This is a genomic window from Hymenobacter sp. APR13 (genome assembly GCF_000737515.1).
GTDB lineage: Bacteria > Bacteroidota > Bacteroidia > Cytophagales > Hymenobacteraceae > Hymenobacter.
The window spans coordinates 3,755,316-3,768,171 of the sequence record NZ_CP006587.1 but is presented as its reverse complement, the minus strand read 5'-3'; the positions used below and the strand labels follow the sequence as shown (position 1 = coordinate 3,768,171).

Below are 12,856 nucleotides of genomic sequence, written 5' to 3'. Positions count from 1 at the left end.
GACTTCTCATGACGCTTCACCCTCGCCTTATTCGTCGCTTTGCCGGCTCGCTGCTGGCTGGGTGGCTGCTGCTGGCTGGCACGGCCGGTGCCCAATCCTACTCCGCTCCACAGCGCGACGTACTGCGCGAAATCACCGACGTAGTGGGCCTCAAGCCCCGCTTTGAGTTGCTGGCCACCTCGCAGGTGCAGAATGCCGCCGCCGTGGTGTACAGTGGCAAGCGCTACCTGCTCTACAACCCGCGGTTCGTGACGGCCGTGAACCAGGCCGGCCGCACCGACTGGGCCGGCATCAGCATTCTAGCCCACGAAATGGGTCACCACCTCAACGGCCACACCCTGCGCCCCGGCGGCTCCAACCCCGCCGACGAGCTGGAAGCCGACGAGTTTTCAGGGTTTGTGCTGCGCAAGATGGGCGCCAGCCTGGCGCAGGCGCAGGCCGGCATGGCCGTGGTGTCCGACGAGCAGGCCTCGCCCACCCACCCCGGCCGTAGCACCCGCCTGCAGGCCATTAACGAGGGCTGGCAGCGCGCCACCCAGCAGATTGTGGCCAGCACCCGCGGCACCTCACCTTCGGCCTCGCCGGCTATGGTCGTGAGCCGGCCCATGCCCGCGCCGGTAACCACGGTAGCCAGCCGCATCAGCCAGCCTAGCAACACCATCGGCAAAATCACGTTCCGCAGCAACCCTGCCGAGCTCTACTACCTCACTAGCCACCTCAACATCGTGCGCCTCAACCAGGAAGCCCGCACCACGCAGGTGGTGGGCCGCCTCACCCGCTCCGATTCGGTGTCGTATCCTTATATCATCGTCGATGGGCAGCAGCGCCGCCTGTTCGTGAGTGCCGCCGGGGGCGTGTTCGACGCCAACGGCCGCCAGGTCGCCATGCTCTCCGACCCGTCGTAGGCAGCATAGATTTTTGTTCTGGCTTCTCTTCGGCAACGGCCGGCTCCTGCGTGCAGGGGCCGGCCGTTATCTTTAGGGCCGCCGGTGCCGGCTGCTTCTTTTCTTCTTCTCTTTGCTTTCGATGCCCGTTTATCCTTTTCTGCTGGTCGATGCCTTCACCGAAACCGCGCTGGGTGGCAATTCCTGCGCCGTGGTGCTTGACGCCGACAACCTGACCGCCGAACAGATGCAGCGCCTGGCCCAAGAGTTCAACCAGCCCGAAACCGCCTTCGTGCGCACTTCCGCCACCGCCGACTTTGCCGTGCGCTACTTCACGCCGGCCGAGGAAATTCCGCTGGCCGGCCACCCCACCATTGCCACGCTCACGGCCCTGCTGCACACCGGCCGCCTACCGCGCCCCACGCACGCTATGCCCCTCACGCTGGAGCTACTGCACGGGCCCATTGCGGTGGCCGTGGAGCCCGCCGAGCCCGGCCGCCCGCACCTAGTGCACATGACGCAGCGCCGCCCCGTGTTCGGGCAGGTGCACAACGCGGCCGAGGTGCTGCCGATGTTCGGCCTCACGCCCGCCGACCTGCTGCCCGGCGCCGTGGTGCAAACCGTGAGCACCGGCACCCCGCAGCTGATGGTGCCCCTGCGCGACGCCGCCACCCTGCGCCGGGCGCACCTGGCCCAGCCCGAGGCGCTGCTGGCCTACCGGCAGGCCACCGGCTTTTTCAGCTCCCATCTGTTTTGCCTGGAAGGTGCCACGCCGGCGGGCCGCACGTTTGCGCGCCACATCTGCACCCCGCCCGATGTACTCGAAGACCCCGTCACGGGCTCGGCTACCGGCGGCATGGCGGCCTACCTCTGGCACTACGGCCTGCTCGATTCGCCGGCGTTTCTGGCCGAGCAGGGCCACTGGCTGGGCCGCCCCGGCACCGTGCAGGTGCTGGTGCAGGGCCCGCCGACTGACATCGAGGCAGTGCGCATCAGCGGGACGGGCGTGGTGGTGCTGGAAGGACGCCTTACGCTGTAGCGCGGCGGTACCGGCCCCGGGGGCGCAACCCCGGCGGCTGGTTGGCGGTTATACCCCGGCGCGGCCACCAGGCCGCGCGTATCCTTTTTTGCGCTGCTTATGCCCGAATTACCCGAGGTAGAAACCTACCGCCGCTTCCTCGACGACCTGGTGGTCGACCAGACCATCACGGCGCTGGAAGTGAAAGACCCCAAAGTGCTGGCCACCGACGAAGACACCCTGCGGCGCGCCCTCACCGGCCGCACCGTCACGCGCACCAGCCGCCTGGGCAAAAACTGCTTTCTGCACCTCGATGACGACCGGGTGCTGGTGCTGCACTTCGGCATGACCGGCGACGTGGGCGCCTACCGCGACGAGCCGGACGCCCCGCGCTTCACCCGCGTGGCCCTGCACCTGGGCAGCGGCCTGTGCGTGGCCTTCGTGGATGCCCGCAAGTTTGGCCGCATCCGGCTGGCCGAAGGCGTGGCGCAGTACCAGAAAGCCAAAAAGCTGGGGCCCGACGCCCTCGATATTACGGCCGCTCAGCTGCAGCAGGCCCTGGGCACGCGCAAGCCCATGATCAAGCCGCTGCTGCTCGACCAGAGCATCACGGCCGGCCTCGGAAATTGGATTGTAGACGAAGTGCTGTTCCAGGCGCGGATCCATCCGGAGCGGCGGGCGCACACGCTCAGCACCGCCGAGTTTGAGGCCCTGCACGCGGCTATCCAGCTGGTGCTCAGCACCGCCATCCGGCACGAGGCCACCTACCGGTATTTCCCGGCTTCGTTTCTGATTCATGCCCGTGAGTGGGACGACTCAGCCACCCCAGGCACGAATAACCATATTTACTGTCCGCGTCATCCTAAAATTGAAATAGCAAAAAGCTACGTAGGCGGCCGCGCTACCTACTACTGCCCGCGGTGCCAGCCGCCGCCGCCCGCTGCTGCATAGTGCTATCCGACGAAACTAGAAGGTCTCTGAATTAGATTCAGAGGCCTTTTTTACTTTTCAGGGAATAATTAATCACAAAATCAAGATAATCAGCACTCTACTGCACTCTTCTGATATAAAGTGGTAAAAATTGACCTTTTCCTATACATCCTGAACCAACTTGATAAACAGTTAGTTAGATTTGCACTAACGAAGCCCACCTGGGTGATTCGTTGAGAAGAGAAGTTGGACCCCTAGTGGAGAAGTACCGGCCCGGAGTGGCCATGCCGAAGTAAGACGTGTTGTTGAAGTAACTCAAAAATCACCCAAATCCCGTTTCATGAAGAAAGTAACCTTGTTCCTGAGCCTAGCTGCCACCGTTCTAAGCATGGCTTCCTGTGAGAAAGAATTGGATAATGTGAATACACCTGACCAGGCTGCCACAGCCGCCGTTGCGCCTGTCACGCAATCAGTAGAAGAGAAAACCAGCCTCCTGACTACCGGCGATTGGAAGCTAACCAGCAGCGTAGCCACTACCGGCCAGCTGACCACCAATCTGCTGGTGATGGAGAAAGCCGACAAGCGCGACAACCTCACTCAGTTCCGGGCTGAAGGCAAGCTTTTCCTGGATGAGGGCACCCTTAAGCGCGATGCTGAAGTTGCCCAGCAGTCGGAAGGCAGCTGGTCCTTCAATGAAGACGGCCAGTCGCTGTCGGTTACGCACACCGGCACCACCACTACCTACTCTATTGCCGAGCTGACGGCCTCTACGCTGCGCTTGGTGCAAACTGTACCTAGTACCGATGGTAAAACCACCACGGTAACCTCGGTGTACGGCCGCTAGAATTTTCGCCAGCCGCACACCCCAGCATTTACCACCGTTCAACAAGAAAAGCGCCTGGCTAATCAGCCAGGCGCTTTTTTGTGCTGGTAGCTTTGGCGCAAGCAGCTTAGGGACGCTCGTTGTTTTCTTTCTCGGCTTTGCGGGTGAGGGCCGTGAGCCACGACTGCGACAGTTCCGACTCGCTTTCGTGGCCGAAGCGGCGGGCGTCGCCCTGTTCGCCGGTGGGGGCCGGGAGCGTCCGGTTCACCCAGCTCAGCAGGTCGGCTGTGGTGCCGGGGGCCAGGCCATGGAAGGCCGAGAGCAGCTTGGCGGGCAGGCCGATGATGATTTCGGCGTCGCCGCGGCGGCAGGCGTTCCAGATCTGGCGGGCCGCCGAGTCGGCCGCCACGGTGAGGGCCGGCAGCGAGTCAGCAATGGTGAACCAGGCATATTCCTTGCGGTGCTGGCCTTTCACAATGGCATTGCGCGGACTGCCCGTACGCAGCAGGCCGGGGCAGACGGTGGTCACCTGAATGCCGTACTGGCGCAGTTCGGCCCGGAAGCCTTCCGACAAACCCACCAGCGCGAACTTGCTGGCGCTGTAAGGCGCCAGGTGCGGCACGGCCACTTTGCCGCCCACCGAGGCAATGTTCACGATGCGGCCCTCGCCTCGAAGGCGCATATCGGGCAGCACGGCCTGCATGGCGTGCAGCGGGGCCCAGAAGTGGGTGTCCATCGACTCCTCGTACTCGCGCAGCTCCATGTGGTCGAGAGGGCCGGCCGTGATGATGCCGGCGTTGTTGACCAGCACCTCGATGGGCCCCAGCTGCTGCTGCACCTCGGCCACCAGCGTGCGGACTTCCACGGCGTTGGTCAGGTCGCGCACCAGCGCCATCACCTGCGCGCCGTCGGCGGCCAGCTCCTGGCGGGCCCGCTCCAGCTCCTCGGCGTCGCGGGCGCAGATGGCTACTTTGGCGCCTTCGGCCACGGCTTGGCGGGCCAGAATAAGGCCCAGGCCGCGCGAGCCGCCGGTTACCAGCACCACGCGGCCCCGCAGATCGTAGGTGCCGCGGCGGTTGCTCCAGAGCGTGGCGGCGGCCAGCGCCAAGCCGGCGCCAGCGGCGGCCAGCCAGTTGTTTCGGGTAGTTGAAGTCATGGCTAGAGAGGGTTGCGGAAGGTGAGCCTGCCGCTTACATACTGCCGGAAGCCGCCGGAAGTTTGCCGGCCAGGCACCTTTGCCGAAATTCTGGCGCTGGGCCGACCAAAAAGGGAAAAGCCGGCGTTATAGCCCTGCCTTTTCTGAATTGGCATCATCTTTACATATCGGTTGGGGCGGCGGCGGCACCACCTACATCGGCCAGTTACCGCCGGCTCCTATTTTCTTTGCCATTCCATGAAAAAACCACTTCTAGCCACCATGCTGGTGCTTGGTGCGCCCGGCCTGCTGCTGGCCCAGACCACTACCAAAGTCAAAACCAAGTCGGAAACGGCTGGCGTTGATGCCAAAACCAAGACGCGGACGCCCGCCGCTACGGCCCGCCCGGCCACTCCGGCCGCCGCGTTGCCAGCCGCCGAGCCCGACGCGGCCAAGGTAGACGCCCGCGCCGCCTCGCTCACGGCCAACATGCAGAAAGCGCTGGGCCTGAACCCGCAACAGGTGGAGAAAGTAAGCCAGATAAACCTGGTGAGCGTGCGGGGCGTGGAAACCGCCCGCCTCACCTACCGCCAGAACGTGCGCAAGATGGCCACCGTCATCGACGACATAGGCCAGGCCCGGATGGGCGCCCTGAAGGACGTGCTGACTCCCGCCCAGTTCGACCGGTATCAGCGCAAGCGCGAAGAGAAAATGGGCGTCCCGAACGCCCAGGGCGCCCAAGGCACCCCCGCCCCCGGTCTGCCAGGGAATGAGTGATTTTGGGATGAGGTGACGAGGTGAAAAAGGTAGAACGTCATTCCGAGCCTGCGAGGAATCTCGCCAGCGTAGTAATCACCAGGAAGCGGGCTTACCCCAAAACCACATTATCAAAAAACTCGTCTGGCTCCCCCCCTCCACGGGAGAGGGGGCCGGGGGGTGAGGCCCACGTCAGCACGCGAGATTCCTCGCAGGCTCGGAATGACGTTCATTCTTTACCTGTCACCTCATCACTTCATCCCTCCATCACCTCATCACCCCAACTCACCCAAACACCTGCATACTCAGCTTCACGATGAAGCCGCTGACTACCACCAGAAACAGCACCCGCACGAAGCCCGTGCCGTGGCGTAGCGCCAGGCGGGCGCCCAGGGTGGAGCCTAGGATGTTACAGAGCGCCATGGGCAGCGCCACGGCCCACAGAATCTGGCCGGTGTAGGCGAAGTACAGCAGCGCCGCCAGGTTGGTGGCCACGTTCACCAGCTTGGCTGACGCCGACGAGGTAATGAAGTCGTAGCCGAACAAACCCACGAAGGCAAACAGCAGAAACGAGCCCGTGCCCGGCCCAAAGAAGCCGTCGTAGAACCCGATGATGAGCCCGACCAGCGCGCCATAGAGCGGCTCGCGCTGCGCCGACAACCGCGGGGCGTGCAAACTCCCGAAATCCTTGCGCCAGAACGTGTAGACGGCAATGGCCACCAGCAGCCCCAGCACCAGCGGCGGCAGCAGCTCCTGCGGCAGCTGGCTCACCACCCGCGCCCCCAGAAACGAAAAAACGCCCGCCACGGCCGCCGCCGTACCCACGGCCCGCCACCGGATGGGCACCTTGCCGGCGTAGCTGCGTAGCGCCGCCGCCGTGCCCATCAACGATGAAACCTTGCCGGTACCCAGAATGGTGGGCACCGGCGTGCCTTTGAGCAGCAGCAGCATGGCCGGCAGCTGAATCAGGCCGCCGCCGCCCACAATGGAATCAATGAAACCGGCCAGAAAGGCAAAAAAACACAGCAGGCCGAGCGCCACGGGAGTTACCATGCCGCGAAAGTAGCACCCAACGCCCCTGGTTTAGCACGCACTATGCAATTGGCGCCCGGCAGGCCGTATTTTGCGGCGCACCTTCCTTGCTCGTTTATTATGCACGGCCCCGACCCCGCTACGCTGTATCCGCTGCCACACCACCGCAAGCTGGTGTTCCTCAAAAACCTGGTTACCCGCCCCAACATCATCGTCGGCGACTACACCTATTATGATGACCTGGAAGACCCGGCCAACTTTGAGCGCAACGTGCTCTACCATTTCGACTTCCTTGGCGACAAACTGATTATTAGTCGGTTCTGCGCCCTGGCGTCCGGCGTGAAGTTCATCATGAATGGTGGCAACCACGAAACCACGCCGGTTTCCACATTCCCTTTTGCCATTTTCGGGGGTGGCTGGGAGGCACTGATGGCCGACCAGTCGGTACAGGAGAAATACCCTTCCAAGGGCGACACCGTGGTGGGGCACGACGTCTGGATTGGCTACGAAGCCACCATCATGCCCGGCGTGCAAATCGGCAACGGCGCCGTAGTGGCGGCCAAAGCTGTGGTGACGCGCGACGTGCCCGCCTACGCCATAGTGGCCGGCAACCCGGCCCAGGTGGTGCGCTACCGTTTCGACGAAACCACGGTAGCGCGGCTACAGGCGCTGGCGTGGTGGCACTGGCCTGCCGATAAAATCACGCGCCATCTGGCCCTGCTCAATGCTGCCGACCTCGATGCGCTGGAAGCAGCCGAGTAGCGGCGGCAAGCTTCGCCCCGCGGCTTCAGCTCGTCCGTAAACCAACCGCGCCCGGTTGGTGTTGTAGCAGCTATGAATTCCTTGAACCTGACTTCCTCTTCTGCTACCGCCCCTCTGCGCCTGAGCGTGCTCGACCAGTCGCCGGTGCCGCTGGGGCGCACCCCGCGCGAGGCGCTGCAGCACTCTATCGAGCTGGCGCGCCTCACCGACCGGCTGGGCTTCACCCGCTTCTGGGTGAGCGAGCATCATAACACCAACACGCTGGCCGGCTCTTCGCCGGAAGTACTGCTGGCCCGCTTGGGCGCCGAAACCAGCCGCATCCGGCTGGGCTCGGGCGGCGTGATGCTGCCACACTACTCGGCCCTGAAAGTGGCCGAGAACTTCCGCATGCTGGAGGCGCTCTACCCCGGCCGCATCGACCTGGGCATCGGGCGGGCGCCCGGCACCGACCGCATAACGGCCCACGCCCTCAACCCCCACAACCAGTTCCGCGACGAAGACTTTGCCGAGCAGCTCATGGACCTGCGGGCCTACCTGCGCGACGAAACCGTACCCGACACCATCCATGCCCGCGTGAAAGCCGCACCGTTTGTGGACACCGTGCCCGAGCTGTGGCTGCTGAGCAGCAGCGGGCAAAGCGGCCTGTTTGCGGCGCACGTGGGGGCCGCGTTTTCGTTTGCCCACTTCATCAACCCCAACGGCGGGCCGAAGATGGTGCAGATGTATCGTGAGCGGTTCCGCCCGTCGCCGGAGCTGGCCGCGCCGCAGGCCAACGTGGCCATCTTCGTGGCCTGCGCCGACACCGCCGGCCACGCTCAGGCCCTGGCCGACAATCTGGCGCTGCAGATGCTGAAACTGGAAACCGGCCAGTTTACGTCCATCGAAGCCGTGGAGAAAGTGAACGTATCTAGCCTGTCGGCCGACCTGCGGGCGCGCCTAGCCTACCACCACCAGCGCATCATCAGCGGCACGCCCGACAAGGTGAAAGCCGAAATTACGGCCCTGGCTGCCAGCTACGGCGTGGATGAGGTATCGGCCGTGACCATCACCCACGACTACGACGACCGGCTGCGCTCCTACGAGTTGCTGGCCGACGCCTTCGCGCTGAACGCACCGGTGCCGGAGCCGGCCGCCCTGGCCGTGTAGCCCGGCCGCACCGCTGAATTCGCCTACTAAAAGCGCCGGACCCGATTGGGTCCGGCGCTTTTTTGTGCCCGGCATCCAACTAAAAATCATCGGGTTGGCGAAAGATTGGAAAAATTTTCAGCTACACTATTTTGAATCTATCTAAATAGCATCGTGCTTTGCATTGTTTTTAATCAATCTAAATAAGCAAACCACCGCGCCATGTCCCGACTGCTACCGCTGCTGCTGACCGCCGCCCTGCCCCTCACGACGGCGGCCCTTCCTGTTTCTGCGTTTGTTGTGCCTTCCGGGAAGCCGGTCTCCAAATCAAGTGCTGATGATCCGGCGCGGCGCGGCTGGGTGGCGGGCCGCGTGACGGATGCCAGCGGGCAGGGTGTAGAAGGCGTGACGGTGGCGCTGAAAGGCACTTCGTACGGGGCCAGCACCACCGCCGACGGCCATTTCCGGCTGGCGGCGCAGCCGGGCGCTTACCAGCTGGCGGTGAGCAGCATCGGGCACGCTCCTCAGGAAGTGGCGGTGAGTGTGGTGAGCGGCGAAACTACTTCGCTGCCGACGTTCGTGCTGGTGGCCAGCAGCCAGTCGTTGGCGGGAGTGACTGTGACGGGAGCCAAGTCGATGAACCAGCGGGCGCTGAGCGTGGGCAAGCTGCCTGTGGCGGCCCTCGACCTGCCGCAGAGCGCCGTGACGGTGGAGCGCGAGGTACTGGAGCAGCAGCAGGTGCTGCGCCTGAGCGACGCGCTGGCCAACGTAAGCGGCCTGTACGTGACCAGCACCACCGGCGGCACGCAGGAAGAGCTGGGCAGCCGGGGCTTCGCCTACGGCTCCAACAACACCTTTAAGAATGGCGTCCGGTTCAACAACGGCGTGATGCCCGAAGCCAGCTCCCTGGAGCGCATGGAAGTGCTGAAGGGCAGCGCGGCCATCCTGTACGGCAACGTGGCCGCGGGCGGCGTGCTCAACCTCGTCACCAAAAAGCCGCAGTTTGAGCGCGGCGGCTCGGTGGGGTTGCGGGTGGGCAGCTTCGGGTTCTGGAAGCCGACGGTGGACGTATACGGCGCCATCGGTGGCAGCCAGAAAGCGGCGTTCCGGCTGAACGGCAGTTACGAAAACGCCAACAGCTTCCGCGACGAAGTGAAATCCAAGCGGGTGTATGTGAATCCCTCGCTGCTGTTCGAGCTGACGCCTAAGACCACGCTGGTGCTGGAAGGCGACTACCTGCGCGACAACCGCACGCCCGACTTTGGCATCGGCAGCATTGATTACCAGATTCCGGAGTCGCGCAGCCGCTTCCTGAACGTGGCTGGCGCCCGCAACGCCACGATCCAGACCAGCACCACGGCCACCCTCACCACGCGTCTCACCGATGCCTGGCAACTGCGCGGCGTGGCCGGCTTCCAGCGCTACGACAACGAGCTGCGCTCGGCCTCGCGCCCGGTGGCCAGCGCCGCGCCGGCCACCTACGGCAACCTGACCCGCAGCCTGCAGCGCACCGAAACCCAAGAAAACTACTTCCTGGCCCAGCTCGACCTGACCGGCAAGCTCCGCACCGGCCGCCTGGAACACACCGTGCTGGTGGGCGCCGATGCCGACCAATACCTGACCAACACGCTGGCCTACACCGGCCCGAACTCGCCTTCCCGGCCCGCCACGGAGGTAGTTACGGCCTTCGATGCCATCAACATTCTGGACCGCAGCAAGGTGGTGGCGCAGCCCACGGAGCGCATTGCCGGGTTTGAGGCACTGGTGCGCAATGCCTCCACGCAGGCCAACACCCGTCGCGCAGGCTTCTACGCCCAGGACCTGCTGAGCGTGTCGGAGAAGGTGAAGGTGCTGGCCGGCTTGCGCTGGAGCTACCAGGAAACGCCCAGCGACATCTACTACTATAACACCGCCGCCAACCGCAAAGCCATCAACGCCAGCGGCCCGCTGGCCGGCCAGGTGGTAGACACCCGCCGCTACGACAACGCCTTTTCGCCGCGATTGGGCGTGGTGTATCAGCCGCTGAAGACGATGGCGCTGTTTGCTTCCTACTCCAACTCCTTCACGCCCCAAGGCAACACCGTGACGGACAACCAGGGCGCGGCCCTGCCGCCTTCCATCATCGACCAGTATGAGGTGGGCCTGAAAAACGATCTGTTCAAGGGTGCGCTGTCGGCCAACGTGACGGCCTACCGCATTGTGAACAGCAACCAAGCGCAGGTGATTCAGCAGTTCGTTGGGGGCAACCCCAACACCCCGAACCCAGCCTACAACGCGGCCTACCCCAGCGCCCAGGAGTTGGCCGGCCAGGTGACCAGCAAGGGCGTGGAAGTGGACGTGCAAAGCAAGCCGATGATGGGCTGGAGCTTCATTACGGGCTACAGCTACAACTACACTGCTTACACCCGCAGCACCCTCTACCAGACCGGCAGCCGCCTGCGCTACAACCCGGCCCACACCGCCAACCTGAGCTTGTTCTACAACTTCGGGAGCCTGGCCCCGGAGCAGCGCCTGCTGCGCGGCCTCACGGCGGGTGTCACGGCCTACTACGTGGGCGACAAGCTGGCCGGCCGCAACCCGCGCCTGCTCTACGACACCAACGGCAACCCCGTTACCGATGCCAACAAGCTCATCAGCATCCCCAACTACACGCAGTTCGATGCCTCGCTGGGCTACACCTATGAGCGGTTTTCGGTGCGGGTGAAGATGGCCAACATCCTCAACGAGCTGAGCTACAATCTGCACGACGACAACAGCATCAACCCCATTGCGCCGCGCAGCTTTGCCGCGACGCTGGGCTACAAACTGTAAGCCCGCACCCGGGCCTTTCTAACACAGGTGAGTGAAGCGTGAGTCGAAAGCCCGGCCGGCACCAGCTGCAACTGGTGTCGGCCCGGGTTTTCATCTGCGCCGAAGTTTCTGCCATTCAACAAAACCCTAGCAATGCCGGCTGCCGGCTGCCCAACCCACACTTTATGAAAATTTTCTTTCGCAACCTTCACCTCTACCTCAGCCTCGCGTCGGGGCTGGTTGTTGCCGTGGTGTGCTTCACGGGCGGCGTGCTGGTATTCGAGAAAGAGCTGGAGCAGGCCTGGCACCCGGAGCGCTACTCTGTGGTGCCCGCCACCACCCCGCGCCAGCCGCTAACCCAGCTCACGGCGGCCGTGCGGGCCTACAAGCCCGACGCCAGGATTACCGGCTTGAAAGTGTACGCTGACCCCACCCGCACCGTGGAAATCAGTCTGGCCGTAGCCCCCGGCGGCCCCGGTGGCGAGCGGAAGCCCGAAGCTGGCCGCCCCGAGCGGGGCGGCCAGCCAAACGAAGGCGCGCGTGAAAAGAGCGGCGAAGGCCGAGGAAAAGAAGGCAAGGGTGGCAAGGAGGCCGGTAAAGGCGGCGAAGGCGGCCGGGGGCCGGTGGTGTTTGTGAACCCCTACACTGCCGCCGTAACGGGTGAGCTGAACTACCGCGAAACCTTCTTCTTCTCGATGATGGCCCTGCACCGCGGTATGGTGGGCGGCGCCATCGGCAAGCTGGTGGTGGGCGTGAGCACGCTGCTGTTTCTGGTGATTATCGGAACCGGGCTGGTGCTGTGGTGGCCGGCCTCGCGCAAGGCGATGCGGCAGCGGCTGCAGGTGAAGTGGGGCGGCGGCTGGAAGCGCCTCAACCACGACCTGCACGTGGTGCTGGGCTTCTACTCGGCGCTGGTGCTGTTCGTGTTTGCCTTCACGGGGCTGGCGTGGTCGTTTGAGTGGTTCAACAAAGGCATCTACGCCGTTACGAACTCACCGATGGACCGGCCCGAGCCGCCCGTATCGGTGGTGCCGGCCGGCACCACCGCGCTGATACCCGCCGCCTCAGCCGCTAATGCTACGCCAGCGCAGCCGGCTACATCGGCCACCGCGCCTGGCCTCTCAGCCGATGCGGTGCTGAGCGAGGCGCAGAAGCTGGCGCCCAACGCCGTGTACTACTCGCTGCAGCTGCCGAAGGACGCTACTGGCAGCATCAAAGTGGCCACGCTGCGGCCGAATGCGGTGTATGACAACGCCACCGACGAGGTTTACCTCGACCAGTATTCCGGCAGCGTGCTCAAACGCCAGACCTACGAGCAGCGCAATCTGGGCCAGCGGGTGCGGGGTTTGTTCAAGCCGGTGCACACGGGCGCCATCTTCGGCTGGCCCTCCAAAATCGTGAGTCTGGTGGTGTGCCTGCTGGGCGTCACGTTCCCGATTACGGGCACGATTATGTGGCTGAACCGGCTGAAGAAGGGCCGTAAGAAGCAGCGCAAGCTGGCCACGGCGGCCTGATGCGCTGGTGGCGGGCCTCAACCCCCGGCCCGACCCCTGCGTATTGCCGGCAAGCGTCAGACTACGGTAGTCTGACGCTTTTCTTTT

General features: G+C 64.1%; 12 protein-coding genes. 10 read left to right on the top strand and 2 right to left on the bottom strand.

The window, feature by feature from the left end:
• Window positions 1-8: 8 nt before the first annotated feature.
• The 4 genes from N008_RS15700 to N008_RS15685 all read left to right on the top strand — a co-directional run bounded on the left by N008_RS15700 (window position 9) and on the right by N008_RS15685 (window position 3,676).
• Window positions 9-905: a hypothetical protein gene (locus tag N008_RS15700; RefSeq protein ID WP_044017366.1), complete on the top strand. Its 897-nt coding sequence runs from the start codon at window positions 9-11 to the stop codon at window positions 903-905.
• A gap of 121 nt (window positions 906-1,026) precedes the next feature.
• Entirely contained in the window at window positions 1,027-1,923 is an 897-nt protein-coding gene (locus N008_RS15695; RefSeq protein WP_044017364.1) for a PhzF family phenazine biosynthesis protein, read from the top strand.
• 99 nt (window positions 1,924-2,022) lie between these two features.
• Window positions 2,023-2,853, top strand: coding sequence for a DNA-formamidopyrimidine glycosylase (mutM, locus tag N008_RS15690; RefSeq protein ID WP_044017362.1), 831 nt, complete (start codon window positions 2,023-2,025; stop codon window positions 2,851-2,853).
• 319 nt (window positions 2,854-3,172) lie between these two features.
• Window positions 3,173-3,676 (top strand): lipocalin family protein, encoded by a 504-nt coding sequence (locus N008_RS15685; RefSeq protein ID WP_044017360.1) that lies wholly within the window; start codon window positions 3,173-3,175, stop codon window positions 3,674-3,676.
• A gap of 106 nt (window positions 3,677-3,782) precedes the next feature.
• Here N008_RS15685 and N008_RS15680 read toward each other — a convergent pair whose 3' ends face one another.
• Window positions 3,783-4,811 carry an SDR family NAD(P)-dependent oxidoreductase gene (locus tag N008_RS15680; RefSeq protein WP_044017358.1) on the bottom strand — a complete coding sequence of 343 codons (1,029 nt, stop codon included), beginning with the start codon at window positions 4,809-4,811 and terminating at the stop codon, window positions 3,783-3,785.
• 79 nt (window positions 4,812-4,890) lie between these two features.
• On the opposite strand from N008_RS15680, the gene N008_RS23245 reads away from it, so the two are divergent.
• On the top strand, window positions 4,891-5,052 hold the full coding sequence (locus tag N008_RS23245; protein ID WP_156109345.1) for a hypothetical protein: 162 nt from the start codon (window positions 4,891-4,893) through the stop codon (window positions 5,050-5,052).
• Complete coding sequence (locus tag N008_RS21770) at window positions 5,049-5,567, top strand: hypothetical protein (RefSeq protein ID WP_052381623.1); 519 nt, start codon at window positions 5,049-5,051, stop codon at window positions 5,565-5,567. The genes N008_RS23245 and N008_RS21770 overlap by 4 nt, the downstream gene beginning before the upstream one ends.
• A gap of 264 nt (window positions 5,568-5,831) precedes the next feature.
• Here the strand turns inward: N008_RS21770 and N008_RS15670 are convergent, their stop codons facing one another.
• Window positions 5,832-6,599, bottom strand: a complete 768-nt coding sequence (locus tag N008_RS15670) for a sulfite exporter TauE/SafE family protein (RefSeq protein WP_044017356.1) — start codon at window positions 6,597-6,599, stop codon at window positions 5,832-5,834.
• A gap of 99 nt (window positions 6,600-6,698) precedes the next feature.
• Between N008_RS15670 and N008_RS15665 the strand changes: the two genes are divergently transcribed.
• The 4 genes from N008_RS15665 to N008_RS21765 all read left to right on the top strand — a co-directional run bounded on the left by N008_RS15665 (window position 6,699) and on the right by N008_RS21765 (window position 12,769).
• Entirely contained in the window at window positions 6,699-7,340 is a 642-nt protein-coding gene (locus N008_RS15665; RefSeq protein ID WP_044017354.1) for a CatB-related O-acetyltransferase, read from the top strand.
• 72 nt (window positions 7,341-7,412) lie between these two features.
• Window positions 7,413-8,486 carry an LLM class flavin-dependent oxidoreductase gene (locus N008_RS15660; RefSeq protein ID WP_052381622.1) on the top strand — a complete coding sequence of 358 codons (1,074 nt, stop codon included), beginning with the start codon at window positions 7,413-7,415 and terminating at the stop codon, window positions 8,484-8,486.
• A gap of 201 nt (window positions 8,487-8,687) precedes the next feature.
• Window positions 8,688-11,276 (top strand): TonB-dependent receptor, encoded by a 2,589-nt coding sequence (locus tag N008_RS15655; protein WP_044017352.1) that lies wholly within the window; start codon window positions 8,688-8,690, stop codon window positions 11,274-11,276.
• 164 nt (window positions 11,277-11,440) lie between these two features.
• Window positions 11,441-12,769, top strand: a complete 1,329-nt coding sequence (locus N008_RS21765; protein ID WP_156109344.1) for a PepSY-associated TM helix domain-containing protein — start codon at window positions 11,441-11,443, stop codon at window positions 12,767-12,769.
• Window positions 12,770-12,856 lie beyond the last annotated feature (87 nt).